The sequence below is a fragment of the Paraburkholderia phytofirmans PsJN genome (assembly GCF_000020125.1).
Taxonomy (GTDB): Bacteria; Pseudomonadota; Gammaproteobacteria; order Burkholderiales; family Burkholderiaceae; genus Paraburkholderia; species Paraburkholderia phytofirmans.
On record NC_010681.1, the window covers coordinates 2,032,365 to 2,056,893 of the forward strand.

Annotated in this window: 20 protein-coding genes, 1 other RNA gene and 1 pseudogene; 11 read left to right on the forward strand and 11 right to left on the reverse strand. The window is 63.0% G+C overall.

The features are described from left to right. Window positions 1-150 precede the first annotated feature (150 nt). Window positions 151-693 carry a group III truncated hemoglobin gene (locus BPHYT_RS08980; protein ID WP_041758396.1) on the reverse strand — a complete coding sequence of 181 codons (543 nt, stop codon included), beginning with the start codon at window positions 691-693 and terminating at the stop codon, window positions 151-153. Between the two features lie 302 nt (window positions 694-995). Here BPHYT_RS08980 and BPHYT_RS08985 point away from each other — a divergent pair, with 302 nt between their 5' ends. Continuing rightward, the gene (locus BPHYT_RS08985; protein ID WP_012432826.1) at window positions 996-1,496 is read left to right on the forward strand and encodes an Rrf2 family transcriptional regulator; all 501 of its coding nucleotides are present in this window, start codon (window positions 996-998) and stop codon (window positions 1,494-1,496) included. Between the two features lie 118 nt (window positions 1,497-1,614). Further along, window positions 1,615-4,212 (forward strand): ATP-dependent chaperone ClpB, encoded by a 2,598-nt coding sequence (gene clpB, locus BPHYT_RS08990; protein ID WP_012432827.1) that lies wholly within the window; start codon window positions 1,615-1,617, stop codon window positions 4,210-4,212. Window positions 4,213-4,357: 145 nt separating this feature from the next. On the opposite strand, the pseudogene BPHYT_RS08995 reads toward clpB, so the two are convergent. After that, window positions 4,358-4,792, reverse strand: a pseudogene (locus BPHYT_RS08995) (YidB family protein); the annotation flags it as partial. 213 nt (window positions 4,793-5,005) lie between these two features. Further along, window positions 5,006-5,596 carry a ComEA family DNA-binding protein gene (locus BPHYT_RS09000; RefSeq protein ID WP_012432829.1) on the reverse strand — a complete coding sequence of 197 codons (591 nt, stop codon included), beginning with the start codon at window positions 5,594-5,596 and terminating at the stop codon, window positions 5,006-5,008. A 322-nt stretch (window positions 5,597-5,918) separates the two neighbouring features. Between BPHYT_RS09000 and BPHYT_RS09005 the strand changes: the two genes are divergently transcribed. Further along, the gene (locus BPHYT_RS09005; protein WP_012432830.1) at window positions 5,919-6,413 is read left to right on the forward strand and encodes a MerR family transcriptional regulator; all 495 of its coding nucleotides are present in this window, start codon (window positions 5,919-5,921) and stop codon (window positions 6,411-6,413) included. Then, window positions 6,365-6,823, forward strand: a complete 459-nt coding sequence (locus tag BPHYT_RS09010) for a carboxymuconolactone decarboxylase family protein (protein WP_012432831.1) — start codon at window positions 6,365-6,367, stop codon at window positions 6,821-6,823. The genes BPHYT_RS09005 and BPHYT_RS09010 overlap by 49 nt, the downstream gene beginning before the upstream one ends. Window positions 6,824-7,153: 330 nt before the next feature. Here the strand turns inward: BPHYT_RS09010 and BPHYT_RS09015 are convergent, their stop codons facing one another. The 8 genes from BPHYT_RS09015 to trxA all read right to left on the reverse strand — a co-directional run bounded on the left by BPHYT_RS09015 (window position 7,154) and on the right by trxA (window position 16,099). Beyond that, the gene (locus BPHYT_RS09015; RefSeq protein ID WP_012432832.1) at window positions 7,154-8,533 is read right to left on the reverse strand and encodes an MATE family efflux transporter; all 1,380 of its coding nucleotides are present in this window, start codon (window positions 8,531-8,533) and stop codon (window positions 7,154-7,156) included. Between the two features lie 2 nt (window positions 8,534-8,535). Continuing rightward, on the reverse strand, window positions 8,536-10,293 hold the full coding sequence (locus tag BPHYT_RS09020; RefSeq protein WP_041758398.1) for an ArnT family glycosyltransferase: 1,758 nt from the start codon (window positions 10,291-10,293) through the stop codon (window positions 8,536-8,538). Window positions 10,294-10,587: 294 nt separating this feature from the next. Further along, window positions 10,588-10,854, reverse strand: coding sequence for a type B 50S ribosomal protein L31 (locus BPHYT_RS09025; RefSeq protein ID WP_012432834.1), 267 nt, complete (start codon window positions 10,852-10,854; stop codon window positions 10,588-10,590). Between the two features lie 235 nt (window positions 10,855-11,089). Beyond that, window positions 11,090-11,926, reverse strand: a complete 837-nt coding sequence (locus BPHYT_RS09030; RefSeq protein ID WP_012432835.1) for a M90 family metallopeptidase — start codon at window positions 11,924-11,926, stop codon at window positions 11,090-11,092. A 15-nt stretch (window positions 11,927-11,941) separates the two neighbouring features. Further along, a complete protein-coding gene (locus BPHYT_RS09035) occupies window positions 11,942-13,498 on the reverse strand; it encodes an MFS transporter (RefSeq protein WP_012432836.1) in 1,557 nt (518 codons plus the stop codon). After that, on the reverse strand, window positions 13,495-14,046 hold the full coding sequence (locus BPHYT_RS09040) for a MerR family transcriptional regulator (RefSeq protein WP_012432837.1): 552 nt from the start codon (window positions 14,044-14,046) through the stop codon (window positions 13,495-13,497). Before BPHYT_RS09040 ends, BPHYT_RS09035 begins: the two co-directional genes overlap by 4 nt. Before the next feature lie 223 nt (window positions 14,047-14,269). Next, window positions 14,270-15,538 (reverse strand): transcription termination factor Rho, encoded by a 1,269-nt coding sequence (gene rho, locus BPHYT_RS09045; protein ID WP_006048863.1) that lies wholly within the window; start codon window positions 15,536-15,538, stop codon window positions 14,270-14,272. A gap of 234 nt (window positions 15,539-15,772) precedes the next feature. After that, the gene (gene trxA / locus BPHYT_RS09050) at window positions 15,773-16,099 is read right to left on the reverse strand and encodes a thioredoxin TrxA (RefSeq protein ID WP_006048864.1); all 327 of its coding nucleotides are present in this window, start codon (window positions 16,097-16,099) and stop codon (window positions 15,773-15,775) included. 442 nt (window positions 16,100-16,541) lie between these two features. Between trxA and ffs the strand changes: the two genes are divergently transcribed. From ffs to BPHYT_RS09085, 7 genes are all read left to right on the forward strand, one after another. Then, an RNA gene (ffs, locus tag BPHYT_RS36900) (signal recognition particle sRNA small type) lies at window positions 16,542-16,640 on the forward strand. A gap of 240 nt (window positions 16,641-16,880) precedes the next feature. Next, window positions 16,881-19,562, forward strand: a complete 2,682-nt coding sequence (locus tag BPHYT_RS09055; RefSeq protein ID WP_012432838.1) for a DNA polymerase III subunit gamma/tau — start codon at window positions 16,881-16,883, stop codon at window positions 19,560-19,562. Window positions 19,563-19,629: 67 nt separating this feature from the next. Then, window positions 19,630-19,956 (forward strand): YbaB/EbfC family nucleoid-associated protein, encoded by a 327-nt coding sequence (locus BPHYT_RS09060; protein WP_007182071.1) that lies wholly within the window; start codon window positions 19,630-19,632, stop codon window positions 19,954-19,956. 273 nt (window positions 19,957-20,229) lie between these two features. After that, the gene (recR, locus tag BPHYT_RS09070; RefSeq protein ID WP_012432839.1) at window positions 20,230-20,826 is read left to right on the forward strand and encodes a recombination mediator RecR; all 597 of its coding nucleotides are present in this window, start codon (window positions 20,230-20,232) and stop codon (window positions 20,824-20,826) included. Window positions 20,827-21,062: 236 nt separating this feature from the next. Continuing rightward, on the forward strand, window positions 21,063-22,304 hold the full coding sequence (locus BPHYT_RS09075; RefSeq protein WP_012432840.1) for a CaiB/BaiF CoA transferase family protein: 1,242 nt from the start codon (window positions 21,063-21,065) through the stop codon (window positions 22,302-22,304). Window positions 22,305-22,486: 182 nt separating this feature from the next. Next, complete coding sequence (locus BPHYT_RS09080) at window positions 22,487-23,524, forward strand: ABC transporter substrate-binding protein (RefSeq protein WP_012432841.1); 1,038 nt, start codon at window positions 22,487-22,489, stop codon at window positions 23,522-23,524. Between the two features lie 124 nt (window positions 23,525-23,648). Then, complete coding sequence (locus BPHYT_RS09085) at window positions 23,649-24,461, forward strand: ABC transporter ATP-binding protein (RefSeq protein ID WP_012432842.1); 813 nt, start codon at window positions 23,649-23,651, stop codon at window positions 24,459-24,461. Window positions 24,462-24,529: the final 68 nt, after the last annotated feature.

Below are 24,529 nucleotides of genomic sequence, written 5' to 3' on the forward strand. Positions count from 1 at the left end.
GGGCGTGGCGATCTGCGGGCCAGAAAAAGCGTCTTGGCGAGTCTCACACGCCGGTCTGAAACGCTTTTAAGGCTGTCGATGCTTGCTCTAGGGTTCACGCCGTGCCGTCGTAGCGGTTCAAAGCAGTCCATCAGCCAGAACCGGGCTGTCTCACTCGTCCCGCGCCCGGCCGACGATCCGCGTCGGAAACGGTTCGCCGGGCGGCCGCGCCGCGTGGCCATCCTCACCGTCGCGCGGACGCCGCTTCGGCGCGACGCGGTCCAGCAACGCCTTTTGTTCCTCCGGGATCTTGTAGTCCCAGCCGAAACGGCTCAGTTGCAGACTCTGCGCGATACGCAGCGCCGGCTCCATGAAGCGGACCGCCGCAGCCGGCTGATAACGCGATTCGACCGTATCCAGAAACAGATACAGCCAGCGGCTGAAGTGCTGCGGCTCGATGCCCTCGAGCGGCTGGTGCGCCTGCTGCACGTTGCCTCGGTATTGCTTTGCGCCGAGCACGAGGCTGCCCCAGAAGGTGCACATCTTGGGCAGGTGATCGTCCCAGCGGCCCGCCAGCGTCGCCTCGAAGACCGGGCCAAGCAACGTATCGGCACGCACGCGGTCGTAGAAGCCGTAGACGAGGTCGCGGATATTCGCCTCAGTGGGCTCGGCGGCGCGCTTGACCACCGGCGCGGCAGGGAAGGACGGGTTCATGCAGATTCCAAAAATGCAGCGATTTATCGCGTATCGCCACATGGTGCCACGCAGCGTCGGAAATGGCCTCAAATTGAGCCCGAACGTGCGGAAGTAGGATGCGAATACCCCGCTTTTCGTAAGAATGCCCCAGGCAGGAAACGTTACCATTACTGCGATTCACGCACTCCGCCTGTCTGCGCAGAACTGGAAAATATGCGTAGCGCCTGCATCTTAGGGCGAACCGACGGCCCACGGCAACCCTTGCATCGACGCGGTTATCTCCCGGATCGCGGCTTGCGCTCATTGCAATACCTGCACTCATGAGACTGACCGACTATACGGATTACTCACTACGCGTCCTGCTCTACCTCGCTGTTAGAGGCGGCGGGTTGTCGACGATCCAGGACATTTCGGACGCGTACGGCATTTCCAAGAACCACTTGATGAAGGTCGTGCAGCAGCTCGGCGAACTCGGCTGGGTCGAAACCGTGCGCGGCCGCAACGGCGGCCTGCGGCTCGCGGAGCAGACGAATGCGCTGACTGTCGGCGAAATCGTGCGCGCGACGGAAAGCGACTTTGCGCTGGTGGGTTGCTTTCCGGACCAGCACGGCGAGCGCCGAGGCTGCGTCATTACGGCGCAATGCCGTCTGCGAGGCGCGCTCGAAGCGGCGCGCAATGCCTTTCTCACCGAGCTCGACCGTCATACTATTGGCGAGGTGGCGCAGCCGCACGGCCCGCTCGCCGCGCTGCTCGGCTTGAGCCAGGTGATTCCGATCACGCCGGTCGCGAACACTAGCGACGGCTCGACGTCCGCCGCATGAATGCGCCGGGCATTTCTCGCGCGTCAAATGTTAAATAGTTGTTGCTTGAGGCAAAAAAACGCTTGAAACCTGGATAAAACGCCTCATTTTGGTGGTAATCGAAATTGGAGGTCTCTTGATGAGAATCGACAAACTCACCACTAAATTCCAGGAAGCACTGGCCGATGCCCAGAGTCTGGCCGTCGGCCACGACAATCAATATATCGAACCGGTTCACGTCCTGTCGGCGCTCGTCGCTCAACACGACGGCTCGGCGCGCTCGCTGCTCTCGCGTGCCGGCGTGCATGTGCAGGCGCTGCAAACGGCGCTTGGCGACGCCATCACGCGTCTGCCACAAGTGCAGGGCACGGACGGCAACGTGCAGATCGGCCGCGAGCTGACCGGTCTGCTGAACCAGGCCGACAAGGAAGCACAAAAACTCAACGACACGTTCATTGCGAGCGAGATGTTCCTGCTCGCGGTCGCGGACGATAAAGGCGAGGCCGGCCGTCTCGCGCGTCAGCACGGCTTGTCGCGCAAGTCGCTGGAAAGCGCGATCGTCGCGGTGCGCGGCGGCTCGCAAGTGCACAGCCAGGACGCCGAAAGCCAGCGTGAAGCGCTGAAGAAATACACCGTGGATCTGACCGAGCGCGCGCGGGCCGGCAAGCTCGATCCGGTGATCGGCCGCGACGACGAAATCCGTCGTTCGATCCAGATCCTGCAACGCCGCACCAAAAACAATCCGGTGCTGATCGGCGAACCGGGCGTGGGCAAGACCGCGATCGTCGAAGGTCTGGCGCAGCGGATCGTCAACGGCGAAGTGCCGGAAACGCTCAAGGGCAAGCGCGTGCTGTCGCTCGATATGGCGGCTTTGCTGGCCGGCGCCAAATATCGCGGCGAGTTCGAAGAGCGTCTGAAGGCCGTGCTGAGCGACATCGCGAAAGACGAAGGGCAGACCATCGTCTTCATCGACGAAATTCACACCATGGTCGGCGCGGGCAAGGCCGAAGGCGCGATGGATGCGGGCAACATGCTCAAGCCGGCGCTCTCGCGCGGCGAGCTGCATTGCGTCGGCGCGACCACGCTCGATGAATATCGCAAGTACATCGAAAAGGATGCCGCGCTCGAACGCCGCTTCCAGAAGGTGCTGGTCGACGAGCCGACGGTGGAAGCGACCATCGCGATTCTGCGCGGCTTGCAGGAAAAGTACGAGCTGCATCACGGCGTGGATATCACCGACCCGGCGATCGTCGCGGCGGCGGAACTGTCGCATCGCTACATCACGGACCGCTTCCTGCCGGACAAGGCGATCGACCTGATCGACGAAGCCGCTTCGAAGATCAAGATGGAAATCGACTCGAAGCCGGAAGAGATGGACCGGCTCGACCGCCGTTTGATCCAGTTGAAGATCGAGCGCGAAGCCGTCAAGAAGGAAAAAGACGAAGCGTCGCAAAAGCGTCTGCAGTTGATCGAGGAAGAAATCGAGCGGCTGAATCGCGAATATTCGGACCTCGAAGAAATCTGGACCGCGGAAAAAGCCGCGGTGCAGGGCAGCGCGCAACTGAAGGAAGAGATCGAAAAGACGCGAGCGGAAATCACGCGCCTGCAACGTGAAGGCAAGCTGGAGAAGGTTGCCGAGTTGCAGTACGGCAAGCTGCCGGGTCTCGAAGCGCAGTTGAAGGAAGTGACCAAGGCCGAGGCCAGCGAGCAGAACAATCCGACGCGTCCGCGCCTGTTGCGTACACAGGTCGGTGCGGAGGAAATCGCTGAAGTCGTGTCGCGTTCCACCGGCATTCCGGTGTCGCGCATGATGCAGGGCGAGCGCGAAAAGCTGCTGCAGATCGAAGAGAAGCTGCACGCGCGCGTGGTCGGCCAGGACGAGGCGATCAGTGCGGTGGCCGACGCGATCCGCCGTTCGCGCGCGGGTCTGTCGGATCCGAACCGGCCGTATGGTTCGTTCCTGTTCCTCGGTCCGACCGGAGTGGGCAAGACGGAGTTGTGCAAGGCCCTGGCGTCGTTCCTGTTCGATTCGGAAGATCATCTGATCCGTATCGATATGAGCGAATTCATGGAGAAGCACAGCGTCGCGCGCCTGATCGGTGCGCCGCCGGGATACGTCGGCTATGAAGAGGGCGGTTATCTGACGGAAGCCGTGCGTCGCAAGCCGTATAGCGTGATCCTGCTCGACGAAATCGAGAAGGCGCATCCGGACGTGTTCAACGTGCTGCTGCAAGTGCTCGACGACGGCCGCATGACCGATGGACAGGGCCGTACCGTGGACTTCAAGAACACGGTGATCGTGATGACGTCGAACCTCGGTTCGCAAGTGATCCAGTCGATGGTCGGCGAGCCGCAGGAAGCGGTGAAGGACGCGGTCTGGGAAGAAGTGAAACTGCACTTCCGGCCCGAGTTCCTGAACCGGATCGACGACGTCGTGGTGTTCCATGCACTCGACCGCTCGAACATCCAGTCGATCGCGCGGATCCAGTTGCAGCGTCTGCACGAGCGGCTCGCCAAGCTCGACATGCAACTGGTGGTGTCGGATTCGGCGCTCGAGCATGTGGGCAAGGTCGGCTACGATCCGCTGTTCGGCGCGCGGCCGTTGAAGCGCGCGATCCAGCAGGAGATCGAGAACCCGGTCGCCAAGCTGATCCTGGCCGGCAAGTTCGGTCCGAAGGATGTGATTCCGGTCGAAGTGGAAGACGGCAAACTGGTGTTCGAACGCGTCGTGCATTAAGCGGATCGCGTTCTTCTTCGAAGGCAGGAACGGCGGCAGTCGAGCCGTTCCTGGCGAGGTAAAAAAACGGCAACGAAGGCGACTTCGTTGCCGTTTTTTCTTGCCCGTCCCGATTACGCGAAAACGGGCAGGCGAGGCCGCTTTGTTACGCGTTGCCCTTGCCGAACAGTGCCGACAAACCGCCGAGCGCGCCGAGCACGGTGGTGGCGTTCAGCTTACCCTCAGCCGGCACTTCGCCTTCCGGCGTGGCCGCGTTGACGACGTGCGGCAGAATCTGCGAGAGCAGGCCCGTGACCTCGTCCGGTTGCACGCCGGCTTTCGCCGCGAGGTTGGTCACGGTTTCCGAGCCGAGTACGCTGTGCAGCGCGTCGGCCGCGATCGGCTGATTCTCTCCGTTGCTGACCCACGAGGTCACCACGTCGCCGAGGCCTTTTTCCTTGAAGCGTTCGATCAGGCCGTTCAGGCCGCCCGGCTGGCTATTGACGAATTCGAGTGCGGCCGAAACCAGGGCTTGCTGGCCACCGCCTTCAGGGGATTTGCCAACCAGGGAACCGAGTGTGTCGAGTAGGCTCATGACGGTCTCTCTTGAATGCCGACACGTGCTTGACGGGTCAGCGGGTAAAAACGCCGCGCGGTTGCGCGGCGCCGTGGAAGGAAGGCGGGCGGCGGCGCGACGGCGCCGATGGGTGCATTCGCGTGGGCATCACGCGGGTATCACCTGGACCGTAGCGCTGCCGGCGCTCAATCCTGTTTCGTACTCCGTTTCATTCTGTCCGGTCCTCGTTGCGTACTGTCAGGCACCGCCCGAAGCCGCCGCAGCCGATGCGGCCTTGCTCTTTTTCGCTTTCTTCTTCGAAGCCTTGCTGTCGGAGGCGCTAGCCGGCGCCGCTGCAGTCGTCGCGGCCGGAGCGGACGCCGCCGCCGCGTCGGATGCCGCAGCCTTGCTCTTCTTCTTCGACTTCGACGCCTTCGCGCCGGAAGCGTCCGACGGCGCGGCCGGCGTCGTGTTCGCAGCCGTGGTCGGCGCCGCCGTAGGTGCGGCAGGCGCCGGTGCTGCCTTGGTGCTGGCTGAACTGGTCGGCTTCGTGGCGGGTTTGGCGCCACTCGGCGGCGTGGACGAGCCGTTGATCGTCAGGCCGGCCGCCTCGAGGTTGGTTACCGACTTGGTGCCGATGCCCTTGACGCGCGTGGCGAGATCGTCGGCGTCCTTGAATGGGCCATTCTTGGTGCGTTCGTCGATGATCGCTTTCGCATGCACCGGGCCGATACCCTTGACCGATTCGAGCGCCGCCTGGTCGGCGGAATTCACTTCGACGGCCGCCGCAAATCCGGCCGACAGCGACAAAGCCAAAGCAAGGCAAAGCATTAGAAGCTTCTTCAGCATGGCAAGCACTCCATTGTGGGCAAAAAAGTTAGCCGCGAAGGGACGACCCGTACACAACCCGGACGATAGCATCCTGTCAGCTTTCACTGCGCTTAAGCATAGAACAAATTGCGCGCCCTTATTTGCCGACGCGGACGATTTATACCGATCGATTCATGACAAGTAAATCAGTGTGAACAAGATTTAAACCTTTTGCCTCGTTATTAGGCTGATATGAGTTTATCGATCAAATCCATGTGCCATAAAAAATGACAACGCAGACAAATGACAGCAAGACGCGCTTGACTTAGAGTGCACTCGAAGTCCTAACCTGAGTTCCGTCATGTCGAATATCTCGAAAGCACTCACCATCGGGCAGGTCGCTGAAACGATCGGCGTCTCGACGCATACGCTGCGGTATTACGAGCAGGCCGGGCTGATTCGCGAGGTCGGCCGCACGCAGGCAGGGCATCGGCTGTATTCGCCGGCCGATCTCGACTGGCTGCGCTTCGTGATGCGCCTGAAGGCGACTGGCATGCCGATCGCCGGCATGCAGGCGTTCGCGGCGTTGCGCGCGCAAGGCCAGCCGACCATGGGCGCGCGCCGCGACCTGCTGGTGGCGCATCGGGATGCGGTTTTGGCGCGGATCGCGGAGTTGCAGAGCAACCTCGGCGCGATCGTCGACAAGATCGCGTACTACGAAGCGGCCGGGCGCGCGCCCGCCGCCGAACATTCGCCACGACAGACCGACGAAACCCACGCGCATTCACATTCGGAAGAGGACTCACCATGGACCACGCACACAACGACCGCTACACCCGAGGCTGGGAAAAACTGAAGCAGATCGACGGCTCGACCGGAGAGCAGGTGATCGCCGCGCTCGCGCCGATCGCGCCGGATTTCGGACGTCTACTGATCGAATTCGGCTTCGGCGATATTTACAGCCGGCCGCAGCTCGATCTGCGTGCGCGTGAGATTGCCACGATCGCGTCGCTCGCCACGCTCGGTTGCGCGCAGCTGCAGTTGAAGGTGCATATCGAGGCGGCGTTGAACGTCGGCTGCACGCGCGAGGAGATCGTCGAGGTGTTCATGCAGATGGCGCTCTATGCGGGCTTTCCAGCGGCGCTGAATGCGTTGTTTGCCGCGCGCGAGATTTTTGAGCGCCGTGATCAGGCGGGGAATGACGTGCAAGCGGCGAGTGCGACGCGGGTGGTGGAGGAAGAGGTGCACGCGGCCGCGGGTCGATAGCCGTGAGGCACTGGCGACAACAAGGGTAGGGCAAGCGGCTGCTTTGTGCGGCCGCTTTCTGTTCAGGTGTGGGCGCAACTAACGGTCTGTTTCAGGCAACCGCTGCAATGGCGTGTCAGTGGCCGAGCCTCGTACTAAGGCTTACCAGTGCAACGTCGCCCATTTTCCATCTAGGATCAACGGAGGCTTACTTAGGAGCCAGGCCGGGAATTATCCGGCGAAAGATCAAACCGAGGCTCACTAGCGCCAAGCCGGCAATTCTCCCGGCCCAGGATCAAACTGCGGCTTACCAGCGCGAAACCCAACATTTTCGCCGCCCACACAGCCCCATCAAGCCGCCGAATCCACCTGAAGCGCCGCCTCGGCACGCAGATACCGCTTGCTCACCACGCGCCAGTACATCAGCAAGCCAACGCCCGCAATCGCCAGACTCGCGGTATTCGCCACCCAGAAGCCACGCGCGCCGGTCAGCCATTCCGGCGTGCCGCCGGTCACGTTGAAACCGAGTACATAACCCCCGCCGAGCCCCACGCCCCACAACGCCACCGCGTAGATTACGGTCGGCACGACCGCCACCTTGTAGGCGCGCAGCACGAACGCAGTGGTGATCTGCAAGGCATCGAACAGGTGATAGCACACGACGATCAACACCAGCGGCAACGCCGCCGTCACGACCTGCGCATTCGGCGTATAGCCTTCGATGATGTACGGCCGCAGCACCAGCACGATCGCGCCGTAACAGCAGGCAATCGCCATCGCCATCATGATGCCGTGACGCGACAGCGTGCGCGCCGCTTCCGGACGATGCGCGCCGAGCGCTTGCGCGACCAGCGTCGACGAAGCGATGCCGATCGACAGCGGCGTCATGTACAGCACCGCGCCGATATTGCCGGCGATCTGGTGGCCGGCGAGCGTCGTCGTGCCGAAGCGCGCAATGAAGAGCGCCATGAACGTGTAGGAGGTGACTTCGATCAGATACGACAGGCCCATCGGAATGCCCAGCCGCAGTTGCGCCGCCTGGCGCCGCCAGACCGGCCAGCAGAACTGGCTGAAGATCGCGAACGGCATGAACACTTCGACACGCGTCAGCAGCAGCATGCCGAGCGCGGCCAGCGCCCAGTTGATCATGGTGCTGGCGAGCGCGCAACCCGGCCCGCCGAGCGCCGGCACGCCGAATCCGCCGAAGATGAACCACGTATTGAGCGGCACCTTGAGCAGCAGCGCGCCGATCTGCAGAATCATCACGAGCCGCGGCTTGCCGACCGCGTTGGTGACCGAACTGTAGACCCGAAAAGCGAGGCCGGCCGGCAAGCCGAAAGCCAGAATCCGCAGGTACGCGACGGTGCGCTCGTGCAGCGCCTCGGGCACGCGCGCGACCTGCAACACGGGGCCCGGGAAGAACAGGATCAGGAAGCCGATCACGGTCAGCGCCAGCGCCAGCCACAAGGCCTGGCGAACTTCCTCGCCGATCTCGATGTAGCGGCGCGCGCCGTAAAGTTGCGCGGTAATCGGTTGCAGCGCGGTCAGAATGCCGGTCAGCCCGATATACACGGAGATATAGATCGACGAGCCGAGGCCGAGCGCGGCCAGATCCACAGCGGAGTAACGGCCGACCATCGCCGTGTCGATCACGCCGAACGCGATGATCGCCAACTGGCCGATCAGCACCGGCCAGGCGAGGCCGGCGATTTTCCGTACGTCGGCGAACATGCTCAGTCGGACTTCTTGTGCCAGCTGCGGCGTTTGACGACCGGCGGCTTCGGACGGTCGATGCGCACGTACAGACGGAAGCGTTCGTCGCGGTCGGCCACGCGGCGGCCTTCCCACACCAGCTTCCAGACGAAGTCGGACATCGCGCTCGGTTCGCCGTAGTCCTGCGTATCCTGACGCAGGATCACGTCGCAGTCCTGGTCGAAGGAGAAGTGCATGTCGCCGAAATAAGCGAAGGTCGCGATCTGCGCATTGCCGAGGCGCACCGGCGAGATGCAGGTGTAGTCGTCCGGCAGATGGGCGGCGATCTGTTCGGCGACGTCCTTATAGGTCCGGCTGTAGTTGACGACCGGCAGCCACAGCGTCATGAGCAGCACCCACATGAGGGTGGTGCCGGCGCTCGAGAGCACCACGCTGCGCCACAAGACTTTCGGATGGCGCGCGAGCCGCCACTGCACCAGCACGAACCAGCAGACCGTCACGGCGACCGCGCACACGAACGACAGGATCTTGAACTGCGGCGCGAAGCCCGGCGCGAGACGCGCGAGATTGCGCGCGAGCGGATGCGGGAAGCCGGTCAAGCCCGCGATATAAACCAGCCAGACGAAGCTGCCGAGAATCGTGAAGCTCAGGAGCGCGAACCAGTCGATTGCGTTGATCGCGCCGCGCTTGAGCGTGGGCAGCGCGAACGCGGCCAGCACCGCGAGCGGCGGTAGCAGCAACATGTAGAGCCGGTTCGATTGATGGCTCTGCAGCACGACCAGCACGAACAGCGGCCCGATCACCGAAAGCGGAATGGCCACGTGCGGCGCGCGCCGCAGCCCCGACCAGCTGAACCACGCCCACAGTGCCAGCGGCCATGCCGGCCACGTGAAAAGCGGCAGGTTTTTCAGCGCATAGCCGGCGACCGAGCCGGGCGGCCCGGCGAAGGAGCTCAAGCTGACGTGCACCCATTGATTGAGGTACCAGACGGCGTCGACGGGGAAGGCGGCGAGCGCGGCGATCGGCCACGCCACGGACAGCACGAGCGCCACCGGCAGACCCGCCAGCAGCAGCCAGCGCGAGCGCGTTTCGCGCACGATCAGCGTCATCGCCAGCGTGCCGAGCAGCAGCGCGCCGACCAGCACCGGGCTGCTCGCCAGAGTGACGAGGGCGATGGCGAGACCCCAGATCAGCGCGCCCTGAATCGGCTTGTCGATCATGCGCACGAGCCCGTACACGAGCATCGCGATGCCGAAGAATTGTGCGAGTTGCGGCGTAGTTTCGTGGCCGCGCTCGGCAAGGCCGAAGCAGGCGAGCAGGATCAGCAGCGCGCCGTCGGCGAGCGTGCGGCCGTAATCGCGCGGCTCCGGCTCGCCGCCGAACGCGTATTTGAATGGCTGGACTTCGGCGCGCCGGCCGAGCAGGTAAGCCGCATACCAGACGAACGCGCAGCCCGCGCAGAACATCAGGCCCGTGAAGACGCGCGATGCGTTGCTCGCGTCGACCCACGGCGCGAGCAGGCGGATCGCGCTGGCGCCGAACCAGTAGCCGAGCGGGCCGTCTTCAGTGAGGTATTTGCCGACCAGATTCGGCAGCAGCCAGTCGTGCGCGCCGCCGTTCGCCATGGTCCACATGACGCCGAAGCCGGCTGCATCCTCGTTCTTCCACGGATCGCGGCCGAAGAGTCCGAACGATGCGTAGACGATACAGATGGTCAGCAGCAGCCAGCGCGGCAACGCACTGGTCGCTGAGGCAGTGAGGCGAACGACAGGTCTCATGCGGTGTGTGGATATTGGATAAGCGGTGCAGCCAGGGCCGGACGGCATGTCCGGCTCGAAGGCCAATTTGGAGCATCCGGCATTGTAGTCGTGCCGTGCGATGCGCGTCACGGCCGGTAACGGCTCGCAACGTGGTTGGAAACGCTGTAACACGGTTTGGGTGGCGCGCCGTGCCGTGCGCTTTTCGCCGCCGCATTGGCTATGGATGGATAGCCCGGCGACAAAAAAGGGCAGCTCGCGCTGCCCTTTTTGCTCCTGCTGCGCTGCCGGCCAAAGCCGGCGACGAGCCAGGTATTACTTCGCGACTGCCTTGCCGGTAGCGCGCGAGCCGAACTTGTTGCGGAACTTCTCGACGCGGCCTGCCGTGTCCATGATCTTTTGCTGGCCGGTGTAGAACGGATGCGATTCCGACGACACTTCGATCTTGGCGAGCGGGTAGGTCTTGCCTTCGAATTCTGCGGTTTCACGCGTCTGGATGGTCGAGCGCGTCACGAACTTGAAGTCGTTCGACACGTCGATGAACAGAACTTCGCGGTAATCCGGGTGAATGCCTTCTTTCATGATCTTTCCTTTAATCTGGCGGTAGCCAACCCGCGTGCGGTCGTATTTAACGAGCCGCATCTAGGCGCGAGCCACTTGCCTGTGGTCGAAAAACGGCGATTATGCCAGAAAATCAGTCGCTTGACGACTTTTGCCGCGGTTTTTGCTAGCGGCACGCGCCGTTTTCACGGCTATCTGGCACGCTCGGCGGCCGTCATGCATATGGGCGCCGGCCCTTGCCCGGCGGGCGTTCGCGTCAGGCGGGCGGCGTGAACGTCATACCGACCCGTGCCGGATCCTGCCGGTAATACTGCGCGAGCAGCCGGTAAAGCTGCGGATACTCGGCTTCGAATGCCTCCGGCTGAACGAATAGCGCCTCGCTGCAAACGGCAAAAAATTCCGACGGATGATCCGCCGCGTACGGATCGATCAGCGAGTCGCGCTCGAAGCGCGCCCAGCGACGCTCCAGCACTGCGTCGACCCTGGCGCAGAAGTGGTCGTAAGCATGGTCGAACACGTCGGCCCAAGCCTGGGAATCGAGCGGCGCATGCCAGCGGCGCATAAGCGGCGGGTGGCCGTCCGCTTCGCCGTTCAGCATGTCGATCTTGTGCGCGAATTCGTGAATCACGACGTTGTAGGCGTCCGAGCCGTCCGTCATTTGCGCGTCTTCCCACGACAGCACGACCGGCCCGCCTTCCCATGCTTCGCCGCTCGCATCCTGTTCGACTTCGTGCACGACGCCGTCCTGATCCTCGACCGTCTTGCGGATCACGAACTCGCCCGGATAGACGATCACGCCGACCCAGCCGCGATACAGATCGAGGCTCAGGTTCAGCACCGGCAAGCAAGCCTGGGCGGCGATCGCCACGGTCATCGCGTCGGTGAGTTCGAGTTCGTGCGCGGTCGAAAATTCTTTTTGCGCGAGGAACAGGCTCGTCAGTTCGCGCAAACGCACGAGGTCCGGCGCAGCGAGGCGCGCGAGGAATGGCAGGCCGTCGAGCGTGGCTTGCCAGAGCGAATCGTCGATCGCGTAGTCGCGTAGCGCGCGCTCGCGCCGGCGTGTGCCGAACCATTGAGTCAGTTTCGAGAGCATGGCCTGAAGCAACCTTTAGTCGATCTGTTTTTGCCACGCGGCAAACAGGCCGCCGCAAATCGCCACGCCGATCAGAAAGTAGAAGCCGTCCAGCGAGGTCAGAAAGCTGGCTTGTTGCGCCACCGTGCGGCTGATTTCCACGAGCGCCAGCGAGTGCGCCTCGGAGGGCGAGCGGCCGGCGGCGGCAAAGCCTTTCGTCAGCGCGGCAAGCGAGTTCTGGAACACAGGATTGTACGGATTCACGAACTCCGCGAGGCGAGTTTCATGCAACGCCTGGCGATGCTGCTCGACGATGATCACGGAGGCCGTCGCGAACGACATGGTCAGTTGCCGCACGATGTTTTTCAGCCGGTAGCCGTGGGTAAATTCTTCGATGGCGAAAATTCTGAATGTCAGATTGGCGACCGGCAGCACGATGAATAGCAGCAGTAAGCCGCGCAGCAGTAACGGCAGCATCAATGCCGCCTCGCCGACGCCGGGCGACATGCGCGTCATTAGTGCCGCGGCGAACGCGGCGACCGCGAAGCCGGGCACGATGATCCGCTTCTTACGCGGCAGCAGCTTCGCGTAACGCAAATAGACGAACAAGGCGCTCGCCGAAATCAGCGACGTCACGCCGACCAGTTGCCCGGTGTTTTCGACCGGATAGCCGAGACCGCTCTCGAGGAAGCGCGAGATCAGATAGCTGAACACTGTCGAGATGTAGTAGTAGAACATGTACAGCACGAGCCCGACCTGGAACACCTTTTCGCGCAACGCATGCAGGCGCACGAGCGGCGCGGGATGATGCCACTGGTGATAGGCGAACCAGCCTAGCGCGACGATCCCGGTGACGGTCAGCAGAATCAGCCCGGGCGACGCGCTGAACAACTGGAAGCGCACCTGCTGCATCACGATCTGCAGCGCGCCTTGCGCGAACGCGAAGATGATGTATGGCCAGAAATGCGCCGCGCCGCGCTCCTCCGGCAGACGGTTGCCGGAGTCGGGCAATGCGAGCAAGGCCAGCACGGCGAATAGCACGCCCACCGGCGCCGTGCAGGCGAACAGCGCACGCCAGTCGAAATGCCCGACCAGCTGGCCGCCGATCAGCGGCGCCAGCGCACTGCTCAGGACGATCAGTATGAGAAATGCCCGGGTGGCCGCGGGACGCTGCTGCGGCTTGAAACTCATCTGAATCAGGATGCGGCAGGTGCCCATCATCGGGCCGATGAAGTAGCCTTGAAAGCCACGAGCGAACGCCAGTTCGATCGACGATTCGCACAGCGCCGCGGCCACTGACCCGCCGGCATAGAGCAGCATGCAGCCGGCCACGTAGCGCCGGTAACCGAAGCGCTCGACCCACCATTGCTGCTGCAGGATGCCCAGCACCGCCGCGACCGCATAGGCGCTCGACGCCCACACCAGTTCATCGGGCGAGGCGTTGATGCCGCCCGCGATATAGCTGGTGAAAAACGAGAAGATCGAATTGTCGAAATAATCGAGGCCGGTGACGACGGCCAGCACCCAGGGGAAGAAATCGCCGCGCAGTTTTTCGACGCTGAACAACGACGCGCGGGGCGATATGGTGCTCATGAGGATTTGCCCGGCGTGGATACGCCCGGAGTGGGCGCGTCCGGTTCTGTTGCCTGTTTTGAAGGTGTCGCGTTGCCTGCCTTGGCGCGCGCATTGCGGCGCTGTTCGAGCAACGCCTCCGCATTCTCGCCGGCGAGGCGCCGTTTCAGGTAGTCGAGGTCGGGGCTCAATTCGGCGCGCAGCTTCTGTGCTTCCTTCAGTTCGCGGCGCACGCTTTCGATGCGCGCGTCGAGTGCTGCGACCTGCTGCTCGATGGCGTCGTGAATCTGCTGCAGCGATTCGGTCGAGTAGCGATGTCCGCCGTCGACGGATTCCAGCGGACGCTTGAGCATTTCGGTGACGCTGTGCAGCGAGAAACCGAGCGAGCGCAAACGCAGAATGCGGCCGAAGCGCTTCAGATCGTCCTCGTCGTAAAGCCGGTAGCGGCCTTCGCTGCGCGTGGGCGACACGAGGCCGCGTTCCTCGTAGTACTTCAGCGTGCGCGGTGTGACGCCGAGACGTTCGGCCGCGTCGCGCACCGTGAGCAGAGTGGGTGAGTCCTTCGACATAGGTGTGTGACTGACATGACGGACTGGTGGCATTGTACTACAACGTGTACGTTCACGTACAGGTTGCAGCGATGAGCGATTCTCCGTCGACACCGGACCCCTGGTCTGTGCGCCGTGCGCGGGTGGCAAATCGAAGGGCGAAAAAAAGCCGCTCGTTTGCGACGAGCGGCTTTTCTACGCGGTGCGTATGCTGCGATTGCTGCGGCTATATCAGCCCAATTACTTAGCTGCCGCCGCCACGACGCATCATGTCGAAGAACTCGGAGTTGCTCTTCGTCTGGCGGATCTTGTCGAGCAGGAATTCCATCGACTCGACTTCGTCCATGTCGTGAATGAACTTGCGCAGCACCCAGATCTTTTGCAGCACTTCGGGCTTGATCAGCAGTTCTTCACGGCGCGTGCCGGACTTGTTCAAGTTGATCGACGGATAGACGCGCTTTTCAGCAAGACGGCGCTCAAGGTGCACTTCCATATTGCCGGTGCCCTTGAATTCTTCGTAGATCACGTCGTCCATGCGGCTGCCGGTTTCGATCAGCGCCGTGCCGATGATGGTCAGCGAACCGCCTTCCTCAATATTGCGCGCCGCGCCGAAGAAGCGCTTCGGACGTTGCAGCGCGTTGGCGTCGACACCGCCGGTGAGCACCTTGCCCGAAGCCGGCACGACCGTGTTGTACGCTCGCGCGAGACGCGTAATGGAGTCCAGCAGAATCACCACGTCGTTCTTCATTTCGACGAGGCGCTTGGCTTTTTCGATCACCATTTCGGCGACCTGCACGTGACGCGCGGCGGGTTCGTCGAACGTGGAGGCGATCACTTCGCCCGCCACCGAACGCTGCATTTCGGTCACTTCTTCCGGGCGTTCGTCGATCAGCAGCACGAACAGCACGACATCAGGATGGTTCTGCTTGATTGCATGCGCGATGTGCTGAAGCATCACGGTCTTGCCGGACTTCGGCGACGCAACCAGCAGGCCGCGCTGGCCTTTGCCGATCGGCGCGATCATGTCGATGATGCGGCCCGTGACGTTTTCCTCGCCACGCATTTCACGTTCGAGCAGCAGCACCTTGTTCGGGTGCAGCGGCGTCAGATTTTCGAACATGATCTTGTGCTTCGAGGCTTCCGGCGGCTGGCCGTTGACCTTGTCCACCTTCACCAGCGCGAAATAACGTTCACCGTCTTTCGGCGTACGCACTTCGCCTTCGATCGTGTCGCCCGTATGCAGGTTGAAGCGGCGGATTTGCGACGGGCTGATGTAAATATCATCCGTGCTGGCGAGGTACGAGGTTTCCGGCGAACGCAGGAAGCCGAAGCCGTCCGGCAGCACTTCGAGCGTGCCGTCGCCGAAGATCGTGTCGCCCGTTTTGGCTCGTTTTTTTAGAATGGCGAACATCAATTCCTGCTTGCGCAGGCGGTTCGCACTTTCGATCTCGAGGCCATTGGCCATCTCGATCAATTCGGACACGTGCAGAGTCTTAAGCTCGGATAAATGCATACGGAGAACCCGCAGGAGAAGGTGCGACGAAATGGAATCTGGGAGGAGAGTGAGCGGAACCGCTCAAGGACTTACACGTCTTTTCGACGTTTTGCGGATTCTAGCATAGCACACGCCAGTTTCCGCCGGTGCGACGGCATGGCATCTTTCTTGTTGAGCGTGTTGCCGGCTGACAACACGCTCAACACTGCGCCCGCGGGCCTCAGAAGCCTCGCAGTGCGCCGTTATGACGCTTTACAGGTTACCGTCGAGGAACGCGGTGAGTTGCGATTTCGACAGTGCGCCGACTTTCTGCGCGGCGACAGCGCCGTTCTTGAACAGGATCAGCGTCGGGATACCGCGCACGCCGAACTTGACCGGCGTCGATTGATGCTCGTCGACGTTGATCTTGGCGATTTGCAGGCGATCGGCGTAATCCTTCGCGACTTCGTCGAGGATCGGCGCGATCATCTTGCACGGACCGCACCATTCGGCCCAGAAATCGAGCAGCACGGGTTTATCGGATTTCACGACGTCCTGTTCGAACGATGCGTCGCTAATATGCTTGATTTGTTCGCTCATTGTATGAATACCTCTATCGGTTCGAGGCCCGCCTGAATTGCTCGCCACGATACGTCAAAACCTAAGGAAACTTCCGTTCGCTTTGCCGCAACCGAAGCTTTGCCGACACACGCCGGAAAAGGTAAAAACCCATTTCGGAATATGCGGAAGGCTCGCGTTTGCGGGTCATCCGTACGGCAGTTTAGCTTAATTCGCTATGCGTTGCCGGGGGCGATAGCACTCATCAGGGCAGTAGGGCCAATGGCTGCCGATGAAGTCCCACCGTGGCTCTTCAAACCATGACGCAACGTATCTGGTGGCTTGCCGGCCAAACTCAAGTGGCTGCAATGCGACTCGCCGCGAGTTCGTCTATATGACGCGGAAGTAGTGATTCAGCGCGTCGTTGGCGCTTTGCTCGTATTAACAGTCGCACGACGGCTCAAGCGGTGATAGAATGTTTCGTGACGGGCCTCCTCGCATGGAGGGATGGTCAACCTGGTCAGGTCGGGAACGAAGCAGCCACAGCCGTTTTCCACCAGTGCCGAGGGTCGGGCTCGTCACCTTCCTTTTTCTGATTGTTCTGTCGGTTCTTGTTGGTCTCCGCGGGTTCTTCCGCAAACGCATTCCATCTCCTGTTTTACCCTTAGCGCAGCGGCATGCAGCCATCTCTACTGATGTTTCTCGCGCGCTTCATCTATTTTTTTCTATCGGTCCGTTAGTCACTTCCAATGAAGTGGCAGCGTGCGTTCGTGCGCCGTCGCGAATCGGTTTTGCGCAGCATCGTTACTGATACAATTTCCGGATGACCTATCAAGTTCTCGCACGCAAATGGCGGCCGAAGGATTTCGCTTCGCTCGTCGGACAGGAGCACGTGGTGCGCGCGCTCACGCACGCGCTCGACGGCGGCCGTCTGCACCATGCCTATCTGTTTACCGGCACACGCGGCGTTGGCAAAACCACGCTGTCGCGCATCTTCGCCAAGGCGCTGAATTGCGAAACCGGCGTGACTTCCACGCCATGCGGCGTGTGCCGCGCGTGCCGCGAGATCGACGAAGGGCGCTTCGTCGATTATGTCGAGATGGACGCGGCGAGTAATCGCGGCGTCGACGAAATGGCGGCGCTGCTGGAGCGTGCCGTCTACGCGCCGGTGGATGCGCGCTTCAAGGTCTACATGATCGACGAAGTGCACATGCTGACCAACCACGCCTTCAACGCCATGTTGAAGACGCTGGAAGAACCGCCTGCGCACGTCAAATTCATTCTCGCCACGACGGATCCGCAAAAGATTCCGGTCACGGTGCTCTCGCGCTGTCTGCAGTTCAATCTGAAGCAGATGCCGGCTGGCCACATCGTCTCGCATCTCGAACATATTCTCGGCGAAGAGAAGGTGCCGTACGACGCCCAGGCGCTGCGTCTGCTCGCGCGCGCGGCCGACGGCTCGATGCGCGACGCGCTTTCGCTGACCGATCAGGCGATCGCCTATTCGGCTAATCAGGTCAATGAAGAAGCCGTGCGTGGCATGCTCGGCGCGCTCGACCAGAGCTACCTGATTCGTCTGCTCGACGCGCTCGCGGACGGCGACGGCGCCGCAGTGCTGTCGGTCGCCGACGAGATGGCGTTGCGCAGTCTGTCGTTTTCGACGGCGCTGCAGGATCTGGCGAGTTTGCTGCACCGGATCGCGTGGGCGCAGTTCGCGCCGTCGTCGGTACTGGACGAGTGGCCCGAGGCGGCCGACCTGCGTCGCTTCGCCGAAGCGCTGAGCGCCGAACAGGTGCAATTGTTCTATCAGATCGCGACGATCGGTCGAAGCGAACTGGGTCTCGCGCCGGACGAATACGCGGGCTTCACCATGACGCTCTTGCGCATGCTGGCGTTCGAACCGGCGCCCACGGGCGGCGGCGGTGGCGCCGCGGGTTCGGCGCGTGCGCCTGGCCAGGCGGGGGCGAACGGAGCCAAACGTGCTGGCGCGCCGGCCGTGGCCGCGCGACAAGGCGCTTCGGGTTTGCCTGCGACGGCAGCCGCGACGCCTGCATCGGCGAGTTCGCGTGACGCGAGCGTGAACGCTACCGCGCCGGTGCGTGAGACGCGGCCTGGCGATGCCGCGGCGGTGGACGAGGGCGCTGCGGTTGGCGCATCGGTTCAGGCTGCGCAGCGAGCCAATGGCGCAATTGAAGTGCCGGCTGCAGTTGACAGTATTCAGGCCACGCTGCCGGATTCTGTTCAAGGCGTAACGACAGAGCAATCGCCCGGTGCAGAGCCGGCGCTGGTTGCTCACGAGGTAAATCCAGCGCCGTTGTCCGCAGTGGGCGATGCCGCCGCGGCATCCGCGTCGCCCGCAACTCCTACCGCCGCCTTGGCGCCGTGGGATGACGCGCCCACCGACTCGGCCGCTAACGAAGCTTCCGTAGCCGCTGTCCCCAACGGTTCTGAGACGAACGACGTCGCCGCACCTCTCGACGACTCAGCACCCGCGTCTTCGTTGAGCGCACCCGCAGCGGCTGCGCTCGCACGCACCGAGCAGGCCGCAGCAGCGTCGCAAGAGTCGCAGGAGCCGCCGCCCGCTGCCGACAGCGCACCGCGTCGCGCGGGTGGCGCAAGCGCCGCGCTCGACGTCTTGCGCAGCGCCGGTTTGAAAGTATCGTCGGACCGTGGCCGCGCGACTGCGGCAGCGACCGCGAAGCCCGCCGCGCCCGCTACGCCAAAACCGGCCGTGCCGCGCGTCGTCGTTCCCGTGCCGACACCGGGCGCACCGCGCCGCGCGCCGCAGCAGGATGCCGCGCCGGCAGCATCGGCAGCACCCGCCGCTCGCACGTCCGCATCTTCAGCGCCCGCACAGCGCAACGGCGCCGAGCAGAACGGCGCGTCGGCGCCGCCGTGGGACGACATGCCGCCCGACGAATACATGCCGCTCACCGCCGCGGACGAAGGCTATTACGGCCTGCCGGACGACGGCTACATGCCCGTGTTCGACAGCGGCCCGGACGACGTCCGCGTGAATTCCGCCGCCGCCCCCGCGCCGGCGCCGGTGGTCGATCAACGTCCACTGCCGGCCGCCGTGCCGCTCGATCCGCTGGGCTTCAAGGGCGACTGGCCGGCGCTCGCCGTCGACTTGCCGCTCAAGGGCATTTCGTATCAGCTCGCGTTCAACAGCGAACTCATGGCGCTCGAAGGCAACACGCTCAAATTGAACGTGCCGGTGCCGCAGTACGCGGAAGCGTCGCAAGTCGCTAAACTGAAAGCCGCGCTCGCCGACAGGCTCGGCCAGACTGTCGACGTGCTCGTCGAAGTCGGTCCGGCGCGTCGTACGGCCGCCGCGCACGACGCCGCCTTGCGCGCGAAGCGCCAGCAGGAAGCGGAGCGCGAGATCGGCGCTGATCCGTTCGTGCAGTCGCTGATCCGCGAGTTCGGCGCGAGCATCGTACCGGGCTCCATTCGCCCGATTACTCCGGACGCCGGTTCGAACGGCGCGCCGTCGGTCCACTGATTCGCCGCGCGACACACCATAGCGCGCCCGATTTCCGAATTTCACGCTATCAAGAAGGAGCATGTCCATGATGAAAGGCCAACTCGCCGGGCTGATGAAGCAAGCGCAGCAGATGCAGGAAAACATGAAGAAGATGCAGGAGCAACTCGCGCTGATCGAAGTCGAGGGGCAGTCGGGCGCTGGTCTCGTGAAGGTGACGATGACCTGCAAGAACGACGTGCGCCGCGTATCGATCGACCCGAGCCTGCTCGCCGACGACAAGGACATGCTGGAAGACCTGGTCGCCGCCGCGTTCAACGACGCCGTGCGCAAGGCCGAAGCCACCGCTCAGGAAAAGATGGGCGGCATGACTTCGGGTCTGCCGCTGCCGCCGGGCTTCAAACTGCCGTTCTGAACGACACCGTTGCAAGGCGGCGGGTCAGGCGCCGCGGCGGTGTTCGCCGCGGAGTGAACGGCACGCGCGAGTTGCGCATGCTGCAGTTGCCACAGGTGCTGCATTCGCCGCGCGCGTGTTCCGGCTTGTCCCAACTGGCCGTCGTTCGGCCGAGGCGTGCATCGTGCGTCCTTGTGCCGTTGCGCCGGCCGTCGCCGGGATGATGGAAACCGATCGAATCAACCGCATCGCCACCCGAATAGCCGGGCACTACCCACTTCGACGCCGATCCGCATGAAACAACCTTCCGCCTTGTCGGCGCTCGTCGAAGCGCTGCGCGCGCTGCCCGGCGTCGGGCCGAAGTCCGCGCAACGCATGGCGTACCACCTGATGCAGCACGATCGCGACGGCGCCGAAAAACTCGGCCGCTCGTTGCTGTTCGCGACTGAGCATCTGCAGCACTGCGAGAAGTGCAACACCTTCACCGAAGCGCAGATCTGCGAGGTCTGCCTCGATGAGGAGCGCGATCCCACTTTGCTGTGCGTCGTCGAAACGCCTGCCGACCAGATCATGCTCGAGCAGACCATGACCTATCGCGGCCTTTACTTCGTGCTGATGGGGCGTCTGAGTCCCCTCGACGGCATCGGTCCGAAGGAGATTCATTTCGACCGGCTGGTCCGGCGCGCTTCGGATGGCGTGATCAAGGAAGTCGTGCTCGCCACCAATTTCACCAACGAAGGCGAGGCGACCGCACATTACCTCGGGCAGACGCTCAAGGCGCGCGGCCTCGCCGTCACGCGCCTTGCGCGCGGCGTGCCGGTGGGCGGCGAACTCGAATACGTGGACGCCGGCACGATCGCCCGCGCCATGCTCGACCGTCGCTCGATGTAGCGCAAGGGAACGACTACGGCGCTGTGAGATACGCTTCGGAATCGGAGCTGCAAACAACTTGTATGAGACAAGGGCGCGCTGTGGGGACGGAGAGGGCGGTAAGCACCAGCTCCGGATCGACTTAAGGGCTTTGCATGGGACCGGAGTAAGGCGCTCAAGCGCTAACTCGGGTCGACCGCTTTGCATGGGACCGGAGTAAGCGCTAAAGCGCTAACTCCGGTCGACAAAGGAGACACATGAGCGCCATCCCAGAATCAGGCGCGAGCGCCGCGCCGCAAGATAAAACCGGCCCGCTCGCCGGCGTCAAGGTGCTGGAACTCGGCACGCTGATCGCCGGCCCGTTCGCCGCGCGTTTTCTCGGCGAGTTCGGCGCCGACGTCATCAAGATCGAAGATCCCAAGGGCGGCGACCCGCTGCGCAAATGGCGCAAGCTCTATCCCGAAGTCGGCGGCACGTCGCTCTGGTGGGCCGTGCAGGCGCGCAACAAGAAATCCGTCACGATCAATCTGAAGGCCGAAGAGGGCAAGGAGATCGTGCGGCGCCTCGCGAAAGAAGCGGATATCGTCGTCGAAAATTTCCGGCCGGGTTTGCTGGAAAAACTCGGGCTCGGTTACGACGTGCTGTCGGCGGAAAACCCCGGCCTCGTCATGGTGCGGCTGTCCGGCTACGGTCAGACCGGTCCGTATCGCGACCGGCCCGGTTTCGGCGCGATTGCCGAATCGATGGGCGGCTTGCGTCATATCACCGGCTACCCGGATTTGCCGCCGCCGCGCATCGGCATTTCAATCGGCGATTCGATCGCCGCGCTGCACGGCGTGATCGGCGCACTGATGGCGCTGCATCACAAGCAGGTGAACGGCGGCAAAGGGCAGGTCGTCGACGTCGCGCTGTACGAGGCCGTCTTCAACATGATGGAAAGCGTGGTGCCCGAATACGGCGTGTATGGCATGGTGCGCGAGCGCACCGGCGCGTCGCTGCCGGGCATCGTGCCGTCTAATACTTATCCGTGCCGCGACGGCAGCATCGTGATCGGCGGCAATAGCGATCCGATCTTCAAGCGCCTGATGATCGCGATCGAGCGCGAGGATCTCGCGAACGATCCGGCGCTCGCGCACAACGACGGCCGTGTGCCGCGTACCCAGGAAATCGACGGCGCGATCGCTGGCTGGCTCGCCACGCGCACCATCGACGAAGCGCTCGCCGTGCTGAACGCCGCCGACGTGCCGGTGGGCCGTATCTACAGTGTGGCGGACATGTTCACCGATCCGCAGTTCATGGCGCGCCAGATGATCCAGCGTTTCAAGTGGCAGGACGGCCGCGAAATCACGCTGCCGTCGGTCACGCCAAAGCTCTCGGCCACGCCGGGCGAGACACGCTGGCTCGGCCCGGAACTGGGTGAACATACCGATGAAGTCCTGCAATCGCTAGGTTATGATGCAGACCACATTGCAAGGTTGCACGCGCAACAGATCGTTTGAGTAAGCGCGCCGCGCGGCATGCCTGCCGCGCGTGATTCACGGTTGCCGCGTATGCGACGTCGCGCAAGCCGTGGCTCGAAAGCGGATGCAAACGCGGCGCTCACGCGTGCAGCGGCAGCAAAAAAAGCCGGCAAAAAAACCGGACAGAAAATCGGACCATAAAAGTTTGGAGACTCGAGACCATGCAACGGAGAAGTTTTCTCGCCGGCACTGCCGCACTCGCGGGCGCCACGCTCGCCGCCACGCCGCTTGCCTTCGCGCAGGGCAAACCTGAAACCAGCAAGGTGGCGATCGCCGTCGGCGGCAAGAACCTGTTCTACTACTTGCCGCTCACCATCGCCGAGCGCCGCAATTACTTCAAAGACGAAGGGCTCGACGTCGAAATCTCCGACTTCGCCGGCGGCTCGCAGGCGTTGAAGGCCGCAGTCGGCGGCAGCGCGGACGTGGTGTCCGGTGCGTTCGAGCATACGCTCTTGCTGCAGGCGCAAAAGCAGATGTTCCGCGAGTTCGTCCTGCAAGGGCGCGCGCCGCAGATCGTGCTCGCAGTCTCGAAGAAGACCATGCCGAACTACAAGTCGATCGCCGATCTGAAGGGCAAGAAAATCGGCGTGACCGCACCGGGTTCGTCGACCTCGATCATGGCGAGCTTCGTGCTGGCGAAAGAGGGGCTGAGCGCGAAAGACGTCGCGTTTATCGGCGTCGGCGCGGGCGCTGGCGCGATCGCCGCGTTGCAGTCGGGGCAGATCGACGCCATCGCCAATCTCGATCCGGTCATGACCAAGCTCGAACGCACCGGCGAGATTCGCGTGGTGTCCGACACGCGTACGCTTGCCGACACGCGCAGCGTCTTCGGTGGCGATATGCCAGCGGGGTGTCTGTACGCATCGCAAAGCTTCATCACGAAGAATCCCAACACCACGCAGGCGCTGACCAACGCGATGGTGCGCGCGCTCAAGTGGCTGCAAACGGCGACTGGCAGCGAACTGATCAACACGGTGCCGGAAGGCTATCTGCTGGGCGACCGCGCGGTGTATCTGGACGCGTGGCAGCACGTGAAGGAAGCGATGTCGCCCGATGGCCTGATGCCGGCGGACGGTCCCGCGACGTCGCTGAAGACCTTGCAGGCGTTCGATCCGAACGTGCAGGGCAAACCGATCGATCTGTCGAAGACGTGGACCAACGACTTCGTCAAGAAAGCGCTGACTACCGTCAAGGCTTGAGTCGAGCGCAGGCGTTCGGGCCGCGAGGCGACGCAACGCGCGTCGCAATCGCTCGGTCCCGGCGCCGCGCGCCAAGACGCGACTTGATCACACACCAATCCGATCTTTCGAAGCGAGCTGAACGATGACCGTTGCCGCACTGGCGCTCGACAACATCACCTGCACGTTCGCCGCGCGCGACAACCGCGCGCAGCGCTACACCGCGGTGAAGGAAACCACGCTGCGCATCGCGCCGGGCGAGTTCGTCTCGGTGGTCGGCCCGACCGGCTGCGGTAAGTCCACGCTGTTGAATGTCGGCGCGGGTTTGCTGGGGCCGTCGTCGGGCACGGTCAGCGTATTCGGTGAGCCGCTCAAGGGCATCAACCGGCGCGCCGGCTATATGTTTCAGGCCGACGCGCTGATGCCGTGGCGCTCGGCCATCGACAACGTCATGGCCGGCCTTGCGTTCCACGGTGTGCCGCCGGCCGAAGCCCGCAGCAAAGCCGACGAGTGGTTGAAGCGCGTCGGTCTCGGCGGCTTCGGCGATCGCTATCCGCATCAGTTGTCGGGCGGCATGCGCAAGCGCGTCGCGATGGCGCAGACGCTGATTCTCGATCCGGACATCATTCTGATGGACGAGCCGTTTTCCGCGCTCGATATCCAGACGCGTCAGTTGATGGAAAACGAGTTGCTCGACCTGTGGGCCGCCAAACGCAAAGCGGTGCTGTTCATCACGCACGACCTCGACGAAGCGATCGCGATGTCCGACCGCGTGGTGGTGCTCTCGGCCGGGCCGGGCACGCATCCGATCGGCGAATTCACGATCGACCTGCCGCGTCCGCGCGACGTTGCCGAAATCCGTTCGCATCCGCGTTTCGTCGAGTTGCATGCGCAGATCTGGAGCGTGCTGCGCGACGAAGTGCTCAAGGGCTATCAGCAGCAACTCACCGCCGTATAAACGTAAGCGCCGTAAACGCGTGACGTATTCGCGTCACGTATTTGCGTTAAACAATCGTCCAAGGCAAA